The sequence below is a fragment of the Streptomyces sp. NPDC111520 genome (assembly GCF_055635295.1).
Map to the genome: position 1 here is coordinate 466,441 of NZ_JBVKBW010000004.1, position 23,084 is coordinate 489,524.

Genomic DNA, 23,084 nt, shown 5'->3' on the forward strand with positions numbered 1-23,084 from the left:
CCTGGCGGCGACATCGCTGGCCTGGGGCCTGTGGGACGGCGGCATGGCCGGCGAGGTGGTGCGTTCCGGTCGGGGCGGCGTGGACGCCCTGACGGAGGACGAGGGCCTCGCCCTCTTCGACACCGCCCACGCCACCCAGGCCCCGGTCCTCGTGCCCATGAAGCTCGACCTGGCCGCGCTCCGCGCCCAGGCGGGCAGCGGGATGCTGCCGCCGCTGCTGAGCGGCCTGGTCCGCGTTCCCACTCGCCGCGCCGCCAAGGCCGCTTCGGCCGCGGCGGGCAAGCTCGCCCGGCAGCTCGCAACGCTGCCCCAGGACGAGCGGGCCGAGGCCGTACTCGATGTGGTGCGGGGTGAGGTGGCGGGTGTTCTGGGTCATGGTTCCGTTGATGAGGTGCCTGCGGATCGTGCGTTCAAGGAGTTGGGCTTCGATTCGCTGACCGCGGTGGAGTTGCGGAACCGGTTGGGTTCGGTGGCCGGTGTGCGACTGCCGGCGACGCTGGTCTTCGACTACCCGACGGCCGGGGCGCTGGCGGAGTTCTTGCTGGGCGAGGTTCTGGGTCTGGTCGAGCAGCCGGCCGGTGCCGCGTTGGTGCCGGTGCGGGCCGGGGTGCTGGACGACGAGCCGATCGCGATCGTGGGCATGAGCTGCCGGTATCCGGGCGGGGTGGAGACCCCGGAGGATCTGTGGCGGCTGGTGCTGGGTGGCGGCGATGCCATCTCGCCGTTCCCGCAGGGTCGTGGCTGGGATCTGGACGCGCTGTTCGATCCGGACCCGGACGGCCGGGGAACGAGCTACACGCAGTCGGGCGGGTTCCTGCACGACGCGGGTCGGTTCGACCCCGCGTTCTTCGGGATCTCGCCGCGTGAGGCGGTGGCGATGGACCCGCAGCAGCGTCTGCTGCTGGAGACCTCGTGGGAGGCGTTCGAGCGCGCGGGCATCGACCCGGCCGCCATCCGCGGCAGTCACACCGGTGTCTTCGCCGGTGTGATGTACCACGACTACTCGAGTCGGCTGACGGCTGTTCCCGAGGGCGTCGAGGGATACCTCGGCACCGGTAACTCCGGGAGCATCGCGTCAGGTCGTGTCTCGTACGCGTTCGGGCTCGAGGGTCCGGCGGTCACGGTCGACACGGCGTGCTCCTCCTCGCTGGTGGCGCTGCACTGGGCGATCCAGGCACTGCGCAACGGCGAGTGCACGATGGCGCTCGCCGGTGGTGTGACCGTCATGGCATCGCCCGGCACGTTCACCGAGTTCAGCCGCCAACGCGGTCTGGCCCCCGACGGCCGGATCAAGTCCTTTGCGGCCGCTGCCGACGGCACCAGCTGGGCCGAAGGCGCGGGCATGCTGCTCGTCGAGCGGCTGTCCGACGCCCGCCGCAACGGCCACCCGGTCCTCGCGGTGGTCCGCGGTTCGGCGATCAACCAGGACGGCGCCAGCAACGGCCTCACCGCCCCCAACGGCCCCTCCCAGCAGCGGGTGATCCGGCAGGCCCTGGCCAACGCCCGGCTCACCGCGGCCGAGATCGACGCGGTCGAGGCGCACGGCACGGGCACGACGCTGGGCGACCCGATCGAGGCCCAGGCCCTCCTGGCCACCTACGGCCAGGAGCACGCCGACGAGCAGCCGCTGTGGCTGGGCTCGGTCAAGTCCAACATCGGCCACACCCAAGCCGCGGCAGGCGTGGCGGGCATCATCAAGATGATCATGGCGATGCGTCACGGTGTGCTGCCGCGGACCCTGCACGTGGACGAGCCGACCCCGCACGTCGACTGGACCGAGGGCGCGGTCTCCCTCCTGACCGAGCAGACGGACTGGCCCGAGACCGGCCGCCCGCGCCGCGCCGGCATCTCGTCCTTCGGCATCAGCGGCACCAACGCCCACACGATCATCGAGCAGGCCCCCGACGACCTCGCCCCGAGTCGTATCGTCGCCCAGGATCCCGCCGAGGACGACGGTTCCGTCTGCGCGTACGTGCTGTCGGCGAAGACTCCGGACGGCCTCCGCGACCAGGCGGCCCGCCTGCGGGCCCGCCTCGAAGAGGCACCTGGCCTCGCCTCCGCCGACGTGGCGTACACCCTCGCCACCCGGCGCGCCACCTTCGAGCACCGTGCGCTCGTCGTCGCCCCCGGCCGGGACGAGCTGCTGCGCGGCCTCGCGGCCGTTGAGGCCGACGGCCCGGCGGCCTCGGTGGTGCGGGGCACGGCAGGCGCCGGAAAGCTCGCCTTCCTCTTCACCGGGCAGGGCAGCCAGCGGCTCGGCATGGGCCGCGAGCTGTACGACACGTACCCGGTGTTCGCCGACGCGCTCGACGCGGTCTGCGCGCACCTCGCCGTGCCGCTGAAGGACGTTCTGTTCGGCGACGACAGCGACCTGCTGAACGAGACCGCCCACACGCAGCCGGCGCTCTTCGCCGTCGAAGTGGCGCTCTACCGACTGGTCGAGTCGTGGGGCGTGAAGCCGGACTACCTGTCCGGTCACTCCATCGGCGAGATCGCCGCCGCGCACGTGGCCGGGGTGCTGTCCCTGGAGGACGCGTGCACGCTGGTCGAGGCGCGCGGACGGCTGATGCAGGCACTGCCCACCGGCGGCGTGATGATCGCCCTCGAAGCGGCCGAGGACGAGGTCCTGCCGCTGCTCAACGACCGGGTGAGCATCGCCGCCGTCAACGGGCCGCGTTCGGTGGTCATCGCGGGTGACGAGGACGCCGCGGTCGCCATCGCCGCGGAGTTCCCGGACCGCAAGACCAAGCGGCTGACGGTCAGTCACGCCTTCCACTCCCCGCACATGGACCCCATGCTCGCGGACTTCCGCAAGGTCGCCGAGGGACTGTCCTACGCCGCGCCCCGTATCCCCCTCGTCTCCAACCTCACCGGCGCCCTGGTCACGGACGAGGTGACGTCGCCCGACTTCTGGGTCCGGCACGTACGTGAGGCCGTCCGCTTCCTCGACGGCGTACGCGCCCTTGAGGCCGCGGGCGTCACCACGTACCTCGAACTCGGCCCCGACGGAGTCCTCTCCGCCATGGCCCAGGACTGCCTGACCGCCGAAGGCGCGGCCTTCGCCCCCGCCCTGCGCGGCGGCCGGCCCGAGGCCGAGACCGTCACCACCGCCCTCGCCCAAGCCCACGCCACGGGAGTGACCGTGGACTGGGAGGCGTACTTCGCGCGGACCGGCGGCCGGCAGGTCGAACTGCCCACCTACGCCTTCCAGCGGGAGTGGTACTGGCTGGAGTCGGGCGGCCACTTCATCGGGGACGTCACCTCGGCCGGACTCGGTGCGGCGGACCACCCGCTGCTCGGCGCGGCGGTCGAGCTGCCGGACTCGGACGGGGTCGTCTTCACCGGGCGCCTGTCGCTGACCACGCACCCGTGGCTCGCGGACCACGCGGTCATGGGCTCGGTGCTCCTGCCGGGCACCGCCTTCGTCGAGCTGGCGCTGCGCGCCGGCGAGCAGGTCGGCAGCGAGGTCCTTGACGACCTGACACTGGAGGCGCCGCTGGTGCTGCCGGAGTCGGGCGGTGTGCAGCTGCGGCTCTCCGTCGCCGGCGCGGACGACGACGGCCGCCGGGCCGTCGTGCTCCACTCGCGCGGCGAGAACGCGCCCGCCGACGAGCCGTGGACGCGGCACGCGGGCGGTGTGCTCGCCCCCGCGGCGGCGGTCCCCGCCCCCGCTACCGACCTGACGGCCTGGCCGCCGCCCGGCGCCGAGCCGGTCGCCATCGACGGGCTGTACGACGGCATGGCGGCCGCCGGATTCGACTACGGCCCGGTCTTCCAGGGCCTGCGCGCGGCCTGGAGGCAGGGTGACGAGGTCTACGCCGAGGTGAGCCTCGACGAGGACGCGGCCGCGACGGCCGAGTGGTTCGGTCTGCACCCGGCCCTCCTCGACGCCACCCTGCACGCCGCCGGCCTCGGCGGACTCGTGGAGGACACCGGGCAGGGACGTCTGCCGTTCGCGTGGGGCGGAGTGCGCCTGCACGCCACCGGTGCGGCGGCGGTACGGGTCCGCCTGGCCCCGGCCGGCCGCGACACGGTGTCCCTTCACCTGGCCGACGCGACCGGGGCGCCCGTCGCCTCGGTGGAGTCGCTGGTGCTGCGCGCCGTCTCGCCCGAGCAGATCGGCGCCGCGGCGCGCGGCGGGCGCATGGAGTCGCTCTTCGAGGTCGACTGGACGGCGCTGCACCTGGCACCGGTGCCGGCCGCCCAGCAGCGCCCCATGGCACTGCTGATCGCCGACGGTTCCGGCCACACGGGTCTCGACGCCGCAGGCGTCCGCTACGAGACCTGCGCGGGCCTGACCGCCCTCGCAGATGACGGCGAGGTCGTGCCGGAGGTCGTCGTGGTGCCGCTGGCCGGCGCCGCCTCCGACGACCTGCCGGGTGCGGCGCATGCCGAAACCGGGCGGGTGCTCGCACTGCTGCAGGAGTGGCTCGGCGACGAGCGGTTCGCCGACTCACGCCTGGCCTTCCTGACGCGGGCCGCGGTGGCCTCCGTACCGGACGACGAGGTCGCGGATCTGGCGCATGCCCCGGTGTGGGGCCTGGTGCGGTCGGCCCAGTCGGAGAACCCGGGCCGCTTCCTCCTGATCGACACCGACGACGCCGAAGCCTCCTACCAGGCGCTGCCCGCCGTGCTTGCCGCGGGCGAGCCGGAGGCCGCGGTGCGGGACGGCGCGGTCCGCGTGCCGCGCCTCGTCCGCGCGGTCGTGGCACCGGACGCCGAACCGCTCGCCCTGGACGGCACGGTGCTGGTGACGGGTGCCAGTGGTGCGCTGGGCGGCCTGTTCGCCCGTCACCTGGTGACCGAGTACGGCGTACGGGACCTGCTCCTGGTCAGCCGCCGAGGCGAGGACGCCCCGGGCGCCGCGGACCTGACCGACGAACTGGCGGAGCTGGGTGCGTCGGTGGCCTGGGCGGCGTGCGATGTGGCCGACCGGGACGGGCTGTCCGCGGTGCTGGAGGGCATCCCGGCGGAGCGTCCGCTGTCGGCGGTGGTGCACACCGCCGGTGTCCTGGACGACGGCGTGATCGCGTCCCTGGACCACGAGCGCCTGTCGGCGGTCCTGCGTCCGAAGGTGGACGCGGCGTGGAACCTGCACCAACTCACCCGGGACCTCGACCTGTCGGCGTTCGTCCTGTTCTCCTCCGCCGCCGGTGTCTTCGGCGGTGCGGGCCAGGCGAACTACGCCGCCGCCAACTCCTTCCTGGACGCCCTGGCAGCGCACCGCAGGTCGCAGGGCCTGGCGGCCACGTCGCTGGCGTGGGGCCTGTGGGACGGCGGCATGGCCGGCGAACTGGAGGCCGGCGAGGTGTCCCGCCTCGGACGCGGTGGCGTGAACGCCCTGTCCGAGCAGGAGGGCCTGGCCCTCTTCGACACCGCGGCCGCCTCGGTGACCGCGGCCTTCGTACCCGTCAAGCTCGACCTGACCGCCCTGCGCGCCCAGGTCACCGGCGGAGGCATGCTGCCGCCGCTGCTCAGCGGCCTGGTCCGCGTCCCCGGCCGGCGTGCGGCGGGCGCCGTCGACACCGGCACGCAGGGAGGCGCCGCCCTTCGGGAGCGCCTGGCCGGACTGTCGCCGGAGGGACGCGAGGAGGCGCTGCTCGAGCTGGTCCGCGGTCACGTCGCGGGCGTGCTCGGCTTCGCCGGTCCCGAAGCGGTCGACGGCGCACGGTCGTTCAGCGACGTCGGCTTCGACTCCCTCACCGCGGTCGAGCTCCGCAACCGCCTGGGCGCGGCGACGGGAGTGCGGCTGCCGGCCACGCTCGTCTTCGACTACCCGACCCCGAACGCCATCGTGGAGTTCCTGCGGGACGAGCTCTGGCAGGGCGGCGCCGCGGCGGTTCCCCCGCTGCTCGCCGAACTGGACCGCCTGGAGCGGACGCTCGTCGAGGCCGTACCGGACGACGACGGCCGGAACCGGATCACCGAGCGGCTGCAGGCCCTGCTGGCGGCCTGGAGCGCGGCCGGCGAGCCGGCGGGACCCGCCGGCGCCGACGTGGCCGAGACGCTGGAGACCGCCACCGATGACGACCTCTTCGACTTCATCGGCAAGGAATTCGGGATCTCCTGACGCGACGGCCCGGCCCGCCCACCCGACGACTCCGCCTTTCTGACTTCCGTACGAGGGATGCAAGCATGAACGAGGAAAAGCTTCGGTACTTCCTGAAGCGCGTGACGGCCGATCTCCACGAGACCCGCCGCCGCCTTCAAGAGGTCGAGTCGGCGGAGCCGGAACCGATCGCGATCGTCGGCATGAGCTGCCGCTTCCCGGGCGGCGTCGAGTCGCCCGAGGGCCTGTGGCGGCTCGTGTCGGAGGGGACCGACGCCATCTCCCCGTTCCCCACCGACCGGGGCTGGGACATGGAGCGGCTGTTCGACGCCGACCCCGACGGGCAGGGCACGAGCTACGTCCAGCAGGGCGGTTTCCTGCACGACGCGAACTGGTTCGACCCCTCCTTCTTCGGGATCTCGCCCCGCGAGGCCGCGGCCATGGACCCCCAGCAGCGCCTGCTGCTGGAGACCTCGTGGGAGGCGTTCGAGCGGGCCGGCATCGACCCGGCGACCCTGCGCGGCAGCCGGACCGGTGTCTTCGCGGGCGTCATGTACCACGACTACGCGGCGCGGCTGCGGGCCATCCCCGAGGAGGCGGAGGGGTACCTCGTCACGGGCGCCTCCAGCAGCGTCGCCTCGGGCCGCGTGTCGTACACCTTCGGCCTGGAGGGACCGGCGCTCACCGTCGACACGGCCTGCTCCTCCTCCCTCGTCACCCTGCACCTCGCCATGCAGTCGCTCCGCAAGGGCGAGTGTTCCCTCGCCCTCGCCGGCGGCGCCACCGTGATGGCCACGCCGGGCACCTTCACCGAGTTCAGCAGGCAGCGCGGCCTGTCCTTCGACGGCCGCTGCAAGTCCTTCGCCGACGCCGCGGACGGCACCGGCTGGGCGGAGGGCGCCGGCATGCTGCTGGTCGAGCGCCTCTCGGACGCCCGGCGCAACGGCCACCCCGTACTGGCCGTCGTGCGCGGCTCCGCCGTCAACCAGGACGGCGCGAGCAACGGCCTCACCGCCCCCAACGGCCCGTCCCAGCAGCGGGTGATCCGCGCGGCCCTGGCCGACGCGCGCCTCACGCCCTCCGACGTCGACGCCGTCGAGGCGCACGGCACCGGTACGACGCTCGGCGACCCCATCGAGGCGCAGGCACTCCTGGCCACCTACGGCAAGGAGCACAGCGACGAGCAGCCGCTATGGCTGGGCTCCATCAAGTCGAACATCGGGCACACGCAGGCCGCCGCCGGCGTCGCCGGCATCATCAAGATGGTCATGGCGATCCGCAACGGCAGGCTCCCCAGGACCCTGCACGTGGACAAGCCCTCGACCAACGTCGACTGGTCGGCCGGTGCGGTCTCGCTGCTGGCCGACCCGGTCGCGTGGCCGGAGACCGGTCGCGCGCGCCGGGCCGCCGTCTCGTCGTTCGGCGTCAGCGGCACTAACGCGCACATCATCATCGAGGAAGCCCCCGCCCCCGTTCCCGACGCCCCGGAGACCGCGGGCGTGGCCGAGGCCGAGGCCGGCGACGAGGCGACCGCCGGCGAGGTGACTCCCGAGGCGGCGCCGCTGCCCGTCCTGGTCGCGGCGACCCACGACCCGTCCACGTCGGACCCGTTGCACTCCCTGCCCTGGACCCTGACGGCCAAGACCGAGGGTGCGCTCCGCGGCCAGGCCGAACGCCTCCTCGCGCACCTGGACGCCGACCCCGGCCTGCGGCCCGTCGACGTCGGCCACTCCCTGGCCACCACCCGCGCCGCGCACGCACGGCGCGCGGTCCTGGTCGGCCGCGAGCGCGCCGACTACGTACGGGCCCTCACCGCACTCGCGGCGGGCGAGCCATCGTCCCACGTCGTCCAGGGGTCGACCCTCGGCGGCAAGACGGTGTTCGTGTTCCCAGGGCAGGGTTCGCAGTGGGTCGGTATGGCCGTGGAACTGCTGGATTCCTCGCCGGTGTTCGCGGAGCGGATAGGGGAGTGCGCTCGGGCGCTGGAGCCGTTGACCGGCTGGTCGCTGGTCGATGTGCTGCGCGGTGTCGAGGGTGCTCCGTCGCTGGAGCGCGTGGACGTGGTGCAGCCTGCGTTGTTCGCGGTGATGGTGTCGCTGGCGGAGGTCTGGAAGGCGGCCGGCGTGCGTCCCGCGGCCGTGATCGGGCATTCGCAGGGTGAGATCGCGGCGGCCTGTGTCGCCGGGATTCTCTCGCTGGAGGACGCGGCCCGCGTTGTGGCTCTGCGGAGTCAGGCGATTGGTCGGGTGCTGGCCGGTCTCGGTGGCATGGTGTCGGTGGCGTTGCCCGCGAAGCAGGTGCGGGAGCGGATCGCGGCGTGGGGTGAGGAGCGGATCTCGGTTGCCGCGGTGAACGGACCGTCCTCCGTGGTGGTCTCCGGTGAAGTGCAGGCTTTGGAGGAGCTGCTTGCCTCGTGTGAGGCGGACGGGGTGCGGGTGCGGCGGATCGCGGTGGACTACGCCTCGCACTCGGCTCAGGTCGACCTGCTCGAAGAAGAACTCGGGAAGTTGTTGGCGCCGATCACCCCGGGTGAGGCGCAGGTGCCGTTCCTGTCGACGGTGACCGGCGAGTGGATGACCGGACCCGAGCTGAACGCCGGGTACTGGTTCCGCAACCTGCGGCAGACCGTCGAGCTGGAGCAGGCGGTCCGGACGCTGCTGGAGCAGGGCTTCGGGTTGTTCATCGAGTCCAGCCCACACCCCGTCCTGACGGTCGGTCTTCAGGAGACCGTCGAGGACTCCGGTCGTGAGGCCGCCGTCCTGGGCTCCCTGCGCCGCAACGAAGGCGGTCTGGAGCGGTTCTGGCTCTCCCTTGGCGAGGCCTACGTCCATGGCGCGTCGGTGGACTGGCAGGCGGTGTTCGCCGGGGCCGGCGCCCGCCACGTCGACCTGCCCACCTACGCCTTCCAGCGCGAGCACTACTGGCTCGACGCCGGAACCATCGGCTGGGACATGTCCTCGGCGGGCCTTCGTTCCGCCGACCACCCGCTCCTTGCGACGTCCGTGGTCCTCGCGGACGCCGACGGCCTGCTGCTCACCGGACGGCTGTCCCTCGACACGCACCCGTGGCTCGCCGACCACGCCGTCTCCGGCACGGTCCTGCTCCCCGGCACCGCCTTCGTGGAACTGGCCGTGCGCGCCGGCGACCAGGTCGGCTGCGGCCTGGTCGAGGACGTCACCCTGGAAGCGCCGCTCGTGCTGCCCGAGGGCGAGGGAGTCGAACTGCAGATCAGCGTCGGGGCGCCCGACGAGTCCGGCCGGCGGCAGGTCGCCTTCCACTCCCGCGGCGACCGCGCCGCCGACGACGAGCCGTGGGTGCGGCACGCCACCGCTGTCCTGGCGGAGCGGGCGGAGGAGCCGGCGTTCGAGTGGGCCGCCTGGCCCCCGGCCGGTGCCGAGCCCGTCGCCATCGACGGACTGTACGAGGCCCTGGCGGTGGCCGGGTTCGAGTACGGTCCGCTCTTCCAGGGGCTGCGGGGCGTCTGGCGCCGGGGCGAGGACGTCTTCGCCGAGGTGACCCTCGGGGAAGAGGCGGAGCCGGGCGCCGAGCACTTCGGCCTCCATCCGGCACTCCTGGACGGCGCGTTGCACGCCATCGGCGTCGGCGGTCTCGTCGACGACGCCGGGCAGGGACGTCTGCCGTTCGCGTGGTCGGGCGTGACCGTGCACGCCATCGGGGCGTCCGAGCTGAGGGTGCGGCTCTCCCGCGCGGGCCGTGACACGGTGGCGCTGGAGGTGGCGGACGCCGAGGGCGCGCCGGTGGCGACCGTGCGCGGTCTCGCGCTGCGGACCTTCTCGCCCGAGCAGTTCGCCGGCCCGGGCACCGGGCAGGGCGACGCCCTCTTCCAGGTCCAGTGGTCGCCCCTCCCGTCCGGCGGTACGACGGTCGCCGCCGAGGAGTGGACGACCCTCGGCCCCGCAGCGGCGTACGCCGACCTCGCCGCGCTGGGCGCGGCCCTCGCGGAGGACGGCACCGTCCCCTCGGTGGTGGTCGTGCCATGCGTGGCCGACGAGCCGGTGGAGGACGTGGCCGGTGCGGTGCACGCGGCGACCGGGCGCGTGCTCGGCCTCGTGCAGGAGTGGCTCGCCGACGAGCGCTTCGCCGGCTCACGCCTGGTGTTCCGGACCTGGGGCGCCGTGGACGCCCTGCCGGACGAGGACGTGAAGGACCTGGTGCACGCCGCGGTGTGGGGCCTGGTCCGGTCGGCGCAGTCGGAGAACCCCGGGCGCTTCGGTCTGGTCGACCTCGACGGTGCGGGCGACGGCGAGGCCGACGCGCGGGCACTGTCGTCGGCGCTCGCCTCCGGCGAACCGGAAGCCGCCGTGCGCGACGGTGTGGTGCGGGTGCCGAGGCTCACCCGGGCGGCGGTGGAGCCGGAGGCCGAGCTCCCGGTCCTTGAGGGCACGGTGCTGGTGACGGGTGCGAGCGGCCTGCTGGGTGGGTTGTTCGCGCGTCATCTGGTGTCCGCGTACGGGGTGCGGGACCTGCTGCTGGTGAGCCGTCGTGGTGAGGACGCGCCGGGCGCCGCGGAGCTGACGGCGGAGCTCACGGATCTGGGTGCGTCGGTGTCGTGGGCGGCGTGCGATGTGGCCGACCGCGATGCGCTGTCCGCGGTGCTGGCGGAGCGTCCGCTGTCGGCGGTGGTGCACACGGCCGGTGTCCTGGACGACGGTGTGATCGCGTCCCTGGACCAGGAGCGTCTGTCGGCGGTGCTGCGTCCGAAGGTGGACGCGGCGTGGAACCTCCACGAGCTCACGCGGGACATGGACCTGTCGGCGTTCGTCCTGTTCTCCTCCGCTGCCGGTGTCTTCGGCGGCGCCGGGCAGGCGAACTACGCGGCGGCCAACTCCTTCCTGGACGCCCTTGCCGCGCACCGCAGGGCGCAGGGCCTGGCGGCGACGTCGTTGGCCTGGGGTCTGTGGGACGGCGGCCTCGCCAGCGAGCTGGAGGCCGATGACGTGTCGCGGCTCGGACGCGGTGGCGTGAACGCACTGTCCGAGCAGGAGGGCCTGGCTCTCTTCGATGCCGCCTGTGCCTCCGGCACCGCGCTCTTCGTGCCGGCGAAGCTGGACCTGGCCGCCCTGCGTGCCCAGGTGGCCGGCGGGGGCATGCTGCCGCCGCTGCTCAGCGGACTGGTGCGCATGCCCGCTCGGCGTGCCGCGCGGGCGGGGTCGGCCTCGGCGGGCAAGCTGGCCCGGGAGTTGGCCGCGCTGCCGGTGGCGGAGCGGGAGGCGTCCGTGCTGGAGCTGGTGCGTACGCAGGTGGCGGCGGTGCTCGGGTTCACGGGTCCGGAGGCGGTCGAGCCGGGGCGTGCCTTCAGCGAGGTGGGCTTCGACTCGCTGACCGCCGTGGAGCTGCGGAACCGGCTCGGCACGGCGACCGGTGTGCGGCTGCCCGCGACCCTCGTCTTCGACTACCCGACACCGACCGCCCTCGCCGGCTATCTGTGCGCCGAACTGCTCGGCCGGCAGGATGCGGCGGCCGCGCCCACCGCGATCGCGGTGCGCGACGACGAGCCGATCGCGATCGTGGCGATGGCGTGCCGCTTCCCCGGCGGCGTCCAGAACCCCGAGGACCTGTGGGACCTGGTCTCGGAGGGCAGGGACGCCATCTCCGCGATGCCGGACGACCGCGGCTGGAACGTCACGGACCTGTTCGACCCCGACTCCGACCGGCCGGGTACCAGCTACAGCATGAACGGTGCGTTCCTCTACGACGCGCACCACTTCGACCCGACGTTCTTCGGCATCTCCCCGCGTGAGGCCCTTGCGACCGACCCGCAGCAGCGGCTGCTGCTGGAGACCTCCTGGGAGGCGTTCGAGCGGGCCGGCATCGACCCGGCCTCGGTGCGCGGCAGCCGGACAGGCGTCTTCGCGGGCGTGATGTACAACGACTACGGGACGCTGCTGCACCGCGCGCCGGAAGGGCTCGAGGGCTACATCGGCACGGCGAGTTCGGGCAGCGTCGCCTCGGGCCGGGTGTCGTACACCTTCGGTCTGGAGGGCCCCGCGGTCACGGTCGACACGGCCTGCTCGTCCTCGCTGGTGTCACTGCATCTCGCCGCCCAGGCGTTGCGCAACGGCGAGTGCGATCTGGCGCTGGCGGGCGGTGTGACCGTGATGGCGACACCGGGCACCTTCGTCGCGTTCAGCATCCAGCGCGGTCTGTCCGCCGACGGCCGCTGCAAGCCGTTCGCGGCCGCCGCCGACGGCACGGGCTGGGGCGAGGGCGTCGGCATGCTGCTCGTGGAGCGGCTGTCCGACGCGCGCCGCAACGGTCACCCGGTGCTGGCCGTGCTGCGCGGTTCGGCGGTCAACCAGGACGGCGCGAGCAACGGCCTGACGGCGCCGAACGGCCCGTCCCAGCAGCGGGTGATCCGCGCCGCGCTCGCGAGCGCGCGTCTGTCGGCCGGCGAGATCGACGCGGTCGAGGCCCACGGCACGGGCACGACGCTGGGCGACCCGATCGAGGCACAGGCGCTGCTGGCGACGTACGGCCAGGAGCACAGCGACGAGCAGCCGTTGTGGCTGGGCTCGGTGAAGTCCAACTTCGGCCACACGCAGGCCGCGGCGGGTGTCGCGGGTGTGATCAAGATGGTGATGGCGATGCGGCACGGTGTGCTGCCGCGGACGCTGCACGTGGACGAGCCGTCCCCGCACGTGGACTGGTCCGAGGGCGCTGTCTCGCTGCTGACGGAGCGCATGGCCTGGCCGGAGACGGGCCGCCCGCGTCGCGCCGCCGTGTCGTCGTTCGGCATCAGCGGCACCAACGCCCACACGATCATCGAGCAGGCCCCCGACGACCTCGCCCCGAGCGACAGCGTCGCCCTGGCTCCCGCCGAGGACGACGGCTCGGTGCTGCCGTACGTCCTGTCGGCGAAGACCCCGGACGGCCTCCGCGACCAGGCCGCCCGCCTGCGGGCCCGCCTCGAAGCGGCGCCCGGCCTCGCCGCCGGCGACGTGGCCTTCACGCTCGCCGCCAAGCGCGCGGCCTTCGACCACCGTGCGGCGGTCGTGGCCGCCGGCCGGGACGAACTGCTGCGCGGGCTGGCCGCCGTGGAGGCGGACGACGCGGCGGGGCCCGTGGTGCGGGGGACGGTGAGCGCCGGGAAGCTGGCCTTCCTGTTCACCGGGCAGGGCAGCCAGCGGCTGGGGATGGGCCGGGAGCTGTACGCCACGTACCCGGTGTTCGCGCAGGCGCTGGACGCGGTGTGCGCGCGGCTGGATGTGCCGTTGAAGGATGTGCTGTTCGGCGAGGACGCCGAGGCGCTGGATCGTACGGAGTTCACGCAGCCCGCGCTGTTTGCGGTCGAGGTGGCGCTGTTCCGGCTGCTGGAGTCCTGGGGGGTGAAGCCGGACTTCGTGTCCGGTCACTCCATCGGTGAGATCGCCGCCGCTCACGTGGCCGGGGTGCTGTCCCTGGAGGACGCGTGCACGCTGGTGGCGGCTCGCGGCCGCTTGATGCAGGCGCTGCCCACGGGTGGCGTGATGATCGCGCTGCAGGCGTCCGAGGACGAGGTCCTTCCCCTGCTGGACGAGCGGGCGAGCATCGCCGCCGTCAACGGCCCGCAGGCCGTGGTGATCGCCGGTGACGAGGATGCCGCGATGGCGATCGTGGAGTCCTTCGAGGACCGGAAATCGAAGCGGTTGACGGTCAGCCACGCGTTCCACTCCCCGCACATGGACGGCATGCTCGACGCCTTCCGCGAGGTGGTCGAGGGGTTGTCGTTCGGGGCTTCGCGCATCCCGGTCGTCTCGAACCTGACCGGCGCCGTGGTCACCGACGAGATGGCGTCGCCCGAGTTCTGGGTGCGCCATGTCCGTGAGGCCGTGCGCTTCCTGGACGGTGTACGTGCCCTGGAGGCCGCGGGCGTCACCACGTACGTGGAGGTCGGCCCGGACGGTGTGCTGTCGGCGATGGCGCAGGAGTGCGTTGACGCTGACACCGCGGCGTTCGTGCCTGTTCTGCGCTCCGCCCGGCCGGAGGCCGAGACGGTGAACGGTGTCCTGGGCTCCGTGCAGGTGCGCGGTGGCCGGGTGGACTGGGAGGCGTACTTCGCGGGCGCAGGTGCCCGGCGGGTGGATCTGCCGACGTACGCGTTCCAGCGGGAGCGGTACTGGATCGACGTGCCGGTGTCGCAGGTGGGTGATGTGGCGTCGGCGGGTCTGGGCCGGGCCGAGCATCCGTTGCTGGGTGCGGCGGTGGAACTGCCCGATTCGGAGGGGTTGCTGTTCACGGGCCGGTTGTCGCTGGAGTCGCACCCGTGGCTGGCCGACCACGCCGTGTCGGGTGCGGTGCTGCTGCCGGGGACGGCGTTCGTGGAGCTGGCCCTGCACGCCGGTCAGCGGGCGGGTACCGGGCTGTTGGAGGAACTCACCCTGGAGGCACCGCTCGTCCTGCCCGAACGCGGTGCGCTCCAGCTGCAGATCAGCGTCGGGGCTGCCGACGCGTCGGGACGACGGCCGGTCGCCTTCCACTCCCGCGCCGATCGTGCGGTGGACGAGGTGCCGTGGGTGCGGCATGCCTCCGGTGTGCTGGCCGTGGACGAGGCGGAGCCGGTGTTCGACCTGGCGGCATGGCCGCCGGCAGGGGCGGAACCGGTCGCCGTCGACGGACTGTACGAGGCCCTGGCCATGGCCGGGTTCGAGTACGGAGCGGTCTTCCAGGGCCTGCGGTCGGTCTGGCGTCTCGGTGACGACGTGTTCGCCGAGGTCGGGCTCGGGGACGAGACGGCGGCCGGGGCGGAGCGGTTCGGTCTGCATCCGGCGCTGCTCGACGCGGCCCTGCACGCCATCACCCTCGGCGGACTCGTCGAGGACACGGGACAGGGACGTCTGCCCTTCTCGTGGTCGGGCGTGAGCGTGTACGCGGTGGGCGCGTCCGAGGTACGGGTGCGGCTGTCGCGTGCGGGCCGTGACGTGGTGGCGCTGGAGGTGGCGGACGCCGAGGGCGTGCCGGTGGCGTCGGTGCGGGGTCTGGCGCTGCGGGCGTTCTCGCCCGAGCAGTTCGCCGGGCCGGGTGCCGGGCAGGGTGACGCGCTGTTCCGGGTCCAGTGGTCGCCGGTGCCGGCCGGTGGCTCTGTCGACGACTGGATGCCGCTGGGGGACGGGTCCCAGGCGTTCGCAGATCTGGCGGCGCTGGGTGCGGCCGCCGAGGGCGGCGCGGTTCCGGGGGCGCTGGTGGTGCCGTGTGCGGCCGACGAGCCGGGTCCGGACGTGGCCGCTGCGGTGCATGCGGAGACCGGGCGGGTGCTCGCTCTGGTGCAGGAGTGGCTGGGTGACGAGCGGTTCGCGGACTCGCGTCTGGTGTTCCTGACCCGGGGCGCGGTGGCCGCTGTGCCGGGCGACGAGGTCGCGGATCTGGTGCACGCCCCGGTGTGGGGCCTGATCCGTTCGGCGCAGTCGGAGAACCCGGGCCGGTTCGGCCTGATCGACCTCGACGGTGAGATCGCTCCGGAGATTGTGGCGGCGGCGCTGGCCACCGGTGAGCCGGAAGTCGCGGTCCGGGACGGGGCGTTCCTGGCGCCGCGTCTGGCGCGGGCCGTCGCGATTCCCGACGCTGAGCCGCTTGCCCTGGACGGCACGGTGCTGGTGACGGGTGCCAGTGGTGAACTGGGCGGCTTGTTCGCGCGTCATCTGGTGTCCGAGTACGGGGTGCGGGATCTGCTGTTGGTGAGCCGGCGTGGTGCGGACGCCCCGGGTGCTGCGGACCTGACCGCTGAGCTGGCCGGTATGGGTGCGTCGGTGGTGTGGGCGGCGTGCGATGTGGCCGACCGGGACGCGCTGGCCGGGGTGCTGGCGGAGCGTCCGCTGTCGGCGGTGGTGCACACCGCCGGTGTGCTGGACGACGGCGTGATCGCGTCCCTGGACCAGGAGCGCCTGTCAGCGGTGCTGCGTCCGAAGGTGGACGCGGCGTGGAACCTGCACGAGCTCACGCAGGGCATGGACCTGGCGGCGTTCGTCCTGTTCTCCTCCGCTGCCGGTGTCTTCGGCGGCGCTGGTCAGGCGAACTACGCGGCGGCGAACGTCTTCCTGGACGCCCTCGCCGCGCACCGCAGGGCGCAGGGCCTGGCGGCGACGTCGTTGGCCTGGGGTCTGTGGGACGGCGGCATGGCCGGCGAGCTGGAGGCCGGAGAGGTGTCACGGCTGGGGCGCGGTGGCGTGAACGCCCTGACGGAGGACGAGGGCCTCGCCTTCTTCGACACCGCGGCCGCCTCGCCGACGGCTGCGTTCGTTCCCATGAAGCTGGACCTGGCCGCCCTGCGTGCCCAGGTCGCCGGCGGCGGGATGCTGCCGCCGCTGCTCGGCGGGCTCGTCCGGATGCCTGCTCGGCGTGCCGCGCGGGCGGGTTCGGCCTCGGCGGGCAAGCTGGCCCGTCAGCTGGCCGCGCTGCCGGTGGCGGAGCGGGAGGCGTCCGTTCTGGAACTGGTGCGTACGCAGGTGGCGGCGGTGCTCGGGTTCGCCGGTCCGGAGGCGGTCGAGCCGGGGCGTGCCTTCAGCGAGGTCGGGTTCGACTCGCTGACCGCCGTAGAGCTGCGGAACAGGCTCGGCACGGCGACCGGTGTGCGGCTGCCCGCGACCCTCGTCTTCGACTACCCGACCCCCGCTGTACTGGCCGAGTATCTCTGCTCCGAGCTGCTGGGCGTACAGGAGCCGATCGACGCGCCGGTGGCCGTCGCGGTACGTGACGACGAGCCGATCGCGATCGTGGGGATGGCGTGCCGCTTCCCTGGCGGCGTGCGCACGCCCGAGGACCTGTGGGACCTGGTGACTGAGGGCAGGGACGCCATCTCCGCGATGCCGGACGACCGCGGCTGGAACATCGCCGAGCTGTTCGACCCCGACTCCGACCGGCCGGGCACCAGCTACAGCATGAACGGCGGGTTCCTGCACGACGCGCACCACTTCGATCCGACGTTCTTCGGCATCTCCCCGCGTGAGGCCCTTGCGACCGACCCGCAGCAGCGGTTGCTGCTGGAGACCTCGTGGGAGGCGTTCGAGCGGGCCGGCATCGACCCGGCCTCGGTGCGCGGCAGCCGGACGGGTGTCTTCGCGGGCGTGATGTACAACGACTACGGGACACTGCTGCAGCGCGCGCCGGAGGGGCTCGAGGGCTACCTGGGCACCGCAAGCACCGGCAGTGTCGTGTCCGGTCGCGTGTCCTACACCTTCGGCCTGGAGGGCCCCGCCGTCACGGTCGACACGGCCTGCTCCTCGTCCCTCGTCACCCTCCACCTCGCCGCCCAGGCGCTGCGCAACGGCGAGTGCGATCTGGCGCTGGCGGGCGGTGTCACCGTGATGGCGACGCCGGGCACCTTCGTGGCGTTCAGCATCCAGCGCGGGCTGTCGGCCGACGGCCGCTGCAAGCCGTTCGCGGCGGCCGCCGACGGCACCGCGTGGGGTGAGGGCGTCGGCATGCTGCTCGTGGAGCGGCTGTCCGACGCGCGCCGCAACGGCCACCCGGTGCTGGCGGTGCTGCGGGGCTCGGCGATCAACCAGGACGGTGCCAGCAACGGCCTGACGGCTCCCAACGGCCCGTCCCAGCAGCGGGTGATCCGGCAGGCCCTGGCCAATGCCCGGCTCACCGCCGCGGACGTGGACGTCGTGGAGGCGCACGGCACGGGTACGACGCTGGGCGACCCGATCGAGGCGCAGGCGCTACTGGCGACCTACGGCCAGGAGCACAGCGACGAGCAGCCGCTGTGGCTCGGCTCGGTGAAGTCCAACTTCGGTCACACGCAGGCCGCGGCAGGCGTGGCGGGCATCATCAAGATGGTGATGGCGATGCGCCACGGCGTGCTGCCGCAGACGCTGCACGTGGACGAGCCGTCCCCGCACGTCGACTGGTCCGAGGGCGCCGTCTCGCTGTTGACCGAGCAGAGGGACTGGCCGGAGACGGGCCGCCCGCGCCGGGCCGGCATCTCGTCCTTCGGCATCAGCGGCACCAACGCCCACACGATCATCGAGCAGGCCCCCGACGATCCGGCGCTGCTGGTGGGCGTGACGTCGCCCTCCGCGGAACGCGCCGAATCCGTTCTGCCCTACGTGTTGTCGGCGAAGTCCGCTGACGCGCTGCGCGATCAGGCGGCCCGCCTGCTGACGTGGCTCGAGGACGCCCCGGAGACGGGGAGCGTCGACGTGGCCTACACGCTCGCCACCAAGCGCGCGGCCTTCGACCACCGTGCGACGGTCGTGGCCGCCGGCCGGGAGGAGCTGCTGCGCGGCCTCGCGGCCGTGGAGTCCGACGGCCCGGCGGCCTCGGTGGTGCGGGGCACGGCAGGCGCCGGAAAGCTCGCCTTCCTCTTCACCGGGCAGGGCAGCCAGCGGCTCGGCATGGGCCGCGAGCTGTACGACACGTACCCGGTGTTCGCCGACGCCCTGGACGCGGTCTGCTCGCACCTCGATGTGCCGCTGAAGGACGTGCTGTTCGGCGACGACGCGGACCTCCTCGACCGGACGGAGTGGACCCAGCCGGCGCTGTTCGCCGTCGAGGTCGCGCTGTTCCGGCTGCTGGAGACCTGGGGTGTGAAGCCGGACTTCCTGTCCGGTCACTCCATCGGTGAGATCGCCGCCGCGCATGTCGCCGGGGTGCTGTCCCTGGAGGACGCGTGCACGCTGGTCGAGGCGCGCGGACGGCTGATGCAGGCGCTGCCTTCCGGTGGCGTGATGATCGCGCTGGAGGCGGCTGAGGACGAGGTCCTGCCGCTGTTGGACGACCGCGTGAGCGTCGCGGCCGTCAACGGGCCCCAGTCCGTGGTCATCGCGGGTGACGGGGAGACGGCCGCGGCCGTTGTGGAGCTGTTCCCGGACCGCAGGTCGAAGCGGCTGACGGTCAGCCACGCCTTCCACTCCCCGCACATGGACGGCATGCTCGACGCCTTCCGCGAGGTCGCAGAGGGCCTGACCTACGCCACCCCGCGCATCCCGGTCGTCTCCAACCTCACCGGCGCCCTCGTCACCGGCGAGATGACCTCGCCCGACTTCTGGGTCCGCCACGTCCGCGACGCCGTCCGCTTCCTCGACGGCGTCCGCGCCCTGGAGGCCGCAGGCGTCACCACCTACCTCGAACTCGGCCCCGACGGCGTCCTGTCCGCCATGGCCCAGGACTGCCTGACCGCCGAAGGCGCCGCCTTCACCCCCGTCCTGCGCTCCGCCCGCCCGGAAGCCGAGACGGTGAACGGTGCCCTGGGCTTCGTGCAGGTGCGGGGTGGCCGGGTGGACTGGGAGGCGTACTTCGCCGGCACCGGTGCCCGCCTGGCGGACGTCCCGACGTACGCGTTCCAGCAGGAGCGGTACTGGATCGATGTGCCGGTCGCGCAGGTGGGCGACGTGGCGTCCGCCGGTCTCGGGCGGGCGGATCACCCACTGCTGGGCGCGGCGGTCGAACTACCGGACTCCGAGGGCCTGTTGTTCACCGGCCGCCTTTCTCTCGATGCCCACCCGTGGCTGGCCGACCACGCCGTCTCCGGCGCCGTGCTGCTGCCGGGGACCGCGTTCGTCGAGCTGGCCCTGCACGCCGGTCAGCGGGCGGGCACCGAGCTGCTGGAGGAACTCACCCTGGAGGCACCGCTCGTCCTGCCCGAGCGCGGCGCGCTCCAGCTGCGGCTGTCGCTGGCGGAGCCGGACGCGAACGGCAGGCGCGCGCTGCACGTGCACTCGCGCCCCGAGGCCGCGAGCGGCGAGAGCGCGCAGGACGTGCCGTGGACCCGGCACGCGAGCGGTCTGCTCGGCACCGGGACCGCGGTGACCACGCCGCAGGCGCAGGATCCGGCGCTCTGGCCGCCGGCCGGGGCCGAACCGCTGGACGTGACGGGACTGTACGACGGCTTCGCCGCCGTCGGGTTCGCGTACGGCCCGGCGTTCCGCAACCTGCGGGCGGCCTGGCGCCGCGGTGACGAGCTGTTCGCAGAACTGCTGCTGCCCGAGGCGACCTTGGCCCAGGCGGCGCAGTTCGGGGTGCACCCGGCGCTGCTGGACGCGGGGCTCCACGGCATCGTGCTGGGTTCGTTCCTCACCGCCGACGACGAGGAGCGGGGTGAGGAGGGCCCCCGGATGCGGCTGCCCTTCTCCTTCGGCGGCGTCGGCCTGCACGCCGTCGGCGCGGGCGCGCTGCGGGTGCGGCTCGCCCCCGCCGGCTCCGGCGCGGTGTCGCTGGTGGCCTTCGACGAGCGCGGCGAACCGGTCGTGTCGGTCGAGTCGCTGCTGCTGAGGGAACTCGACCCCGCCCGGCTGCGGGCCGCGGCCGGCCCGGCGTTCCACGACTCCCTGTTCCGGCTGGAGTGGCCCGCCGTGGCCGGTGCCGGGGCCCCCGACGGCGGGACCTGGGCCGTGGTCGGCACGGACGCGCTCGGCCTGGAGACCATGCTGCGGGCAGCGGGTGCGGCGGTCGACGTGTACGCGGACGTGGACGCGCTGGCCGGTGTGGTGGCGGCGGGCAAGCCGTCGCCGGACACCGTGCTGGTGTCGTACGCCCCGGCCGGCGCCGGGAGCGCGGCGCGGGTCGCGGAGGAGGCCCGGCACGCGGCGCACTCCGCGCTCGGGCTCGTGCAGGCGTGGTCGGCCGAGGAGTCGCTCGCCGCTTCGCGCCTCGCGTTCGTGACGCGCGGCGCGGTCGAGGCCCGGCCCGGCGAGGGCGTGCGGGACGTGGCCCGGGCGGCGGTGTGGGGCCTGGTGCGCTCGGCGCAGTCCGAGAACCCCGGCCGCTTCCTGCTGCTCGACCTCGACGCGGAGGACGACGGCGGCGACGCCCCGGCGAAGCTCGGCCCGCTCCTGGCGGCCGCCGCTGCCGCGCAGTCGGCCGGCGAGCAGCAACTCGCCGTCCGCGGGGGAGTGCTGCACGCCGCACGGCTGGCCAGGGTCCCCGCGGCGCGACCCGAGGCGACCGAGCCCGCCGAACCTGCCGAGGACACACAGGTCCCCGCCCTCGACCCGAAGGGCACCGTCCTCATCACCGGCGGCACCGGTGTGCTGGGAGGCCTGCTGGCCCGGCACCTGGTCACCGAACGCGGCGTGCGGCACCTGCTGCTGACGAGCCGGCGCGGTCTCGACGCCGAGGGCGCCGCGGAGCTCGTCGCCGACCTCACCGCGCTCGGCGCCGAGGCGACCGTCGCCGCCTGCGACGCGTCCGACCGGCAGGCCCTGGAGGCGCTGCTGGCGGGCGTCCCCGCCGAGCACCCGCTCACCGCGGTCGTCCACGCCGCGGGGCGTCTCGACGACGGCCTCGTGCCCTCGCTGACCCCCGAACGGATCGACACCGTCCTGCGTCCGAAGGTGGACGCGGCGCTGCACCTGCACGAGCTGACACAGGACGCGGACCTCGCCGCCTTCGTGCTGTTCTCGTCGGTGGCCGGCACGCTCGGCAACCCCGGGCAGGCCAACTACGCGGCGGCGAACGCCTGTCTCGACGCCCTGGCCCAGCACCGGCGCGCGGCGGGGCTGCCCGCGGTGTCGCTGGCGTGGGGCCTGTGGGAGACGCCGAGCGGGATGACCGGCGAGCTGACGGCCGCCGACATGCAGCGCCTGGCGCGCGCCGGACTGTCCCCGCTGACCTCGGCGGAGGGCCTGGCCCTGTTCGACACGGCCTGCGCCCTCGCCGCGACGGACGAGCGGACGGACACACCGTCGGACGGGGCCGGCAACGGCGTCCTGGTCGCCATGCACCTGGACACCGCGCCGCTGCGGGCCCGGGCAGAGGCCGGCGGCCTGCCGGCGGTCTTCCGGGGCCTGGTGCGCGGTGGGCCGCGCAGGGCCGCCGGGCACAGTGCCGGTGAGGCGGCGGCGTCGGCCGCCGCGCGACGGCTCGTGGAGCTGCCCGGGCTGCCGGAGGAGGAGCAGGAGAAGGTGCTGCTCGACGTGGTGCGCGCCCAGGTGGCCGCCGTGCTCGCCTACCCCTCGCCCGACGCGGTGGGGGAGTCCCAGGAGTTCCTGGAGCTGGGTCTGGACTCGCTGACCGCCGTGGAGCTGCGCAACCAGCTGAACGCCGCGACGGGTCTGCGCCTGCCCCCCACGCTGCTCTTCGACTACCCGACCCCCGTCCTGGTCGCCGGACTGCTGCGCTCCGAGCTCGCCGGGGCCGCCGGCGGCGCGGCGTCGCCCGCCGCGGGCGACGCGGGGAACGCCGGGCAGGAGGGCGACGGCGGGGTGTTCGGCGCGATGCTCCAGGAAGCCGGCGCGCAGGGCACCTCGGGGCAGTTCATGGAGATGCTCATGCAGGCCTCGCGGTTCCGGCCCTCGTTCTCCTCGCCCGCGGAACTGCGCAAGGCACCCGCCTTCGTGCGGCTCTCCCGGGGCGAGACGCGGCCCGGAGTGGTCTGCTTCCCCTCGATCCTGTCGATCTCCGGCCCACACCAGTACGCCCGGTTCGCCTCGGCGTTCCGGGGGCGCCGGGACGTGTGGGCGATGGGCGTGCCGGGCTTCCTGCGGGGCGAGCAGCTGCCGACGAGCGTGGAGGCGGTCATCGACGCGCAGGCGGAGGCCGTCCTGCGGCACACCGACGGCGCGCCGGTCGTGCTGCTCGGCCACTCGTCGGGCGGCATGCTCGCCCACGCGGTCGCCGCGCGGCTGGAGGACCAGGGCGCACGCCCGGACGCGGTCGTGCTGATCGACATCTACTCGCACGACGACGACGCGCTGGTGGGCCTGCAGCCCGGCCTGGGCCAGGGCATCGCCGAGCGCCAGGACAGCTACGTGCCCGTCGACGACACCCGACTGCTGGCCATGGGTGCCTACTTCCGGCTCTTCGCGGGCTGGAAGCCGACGGCCGTGACGTCGCCGACGCTGCTGGTCCGGGCCGGTGAGCGGTTCTTCGACTGGTTCCGGCCCACCGACGGCGACTGGCGTTCCTACTGGGACCTGCGGCACACCGCCGTGGACGTGGAGGGCGACCACTTCACCATGATGGAGCGGCACGCGGCGACGACCGCGCGGGCCGTCGAGGAGTGGCTGACCGGCACCCTGTGACGGGGGCCGCCGGCCGGAACGACGGAGGGCCGGACCCCACCACTCCCGGTGGGGTCCGGCCCTCCGCCGTCGTTCCG

Annotated in this window: 2 protein-coding genes (1 of these 2 running past the window's edge); both read left to right on the forward strand. The window is 73.9% G+C overall.

Going from position 1 to position 23,084, the window contains the following annotated elements; all coding sequences use genetic code 11:
• Positions 1-6,070 carry the 3' end of an SDR family NAD(P)-dependent oxidoreductase gene (locus ACZ7MY_RS11825; protein WP_499601211.1) on the forward strand. It extends 21,518 nt beyond the left edge of the window, so the window shows 6,070 of its 27,588 coding nt (coding positions 21,519-27,588); the start codon falls outside the window, past its left edge; it ends in the stop codon at positions 6,068-6,070.
• A gap of 65 nt (positions 6,071-6,135) precedes the next feature.
• Positions 6,136-23,007, forward strand: a complete 16,872-nt coding sequence (locus ACZ7MY_RS11830) for an SDR family NAD(P)-dependent oxidoreductase (protein ID WP_499601212.1) — start codon at positions 6,136-6,138, stop codon at positions 23,005-23,007.
• Positions 23,008-23,084: the final 77 nt, after the last annotated feature.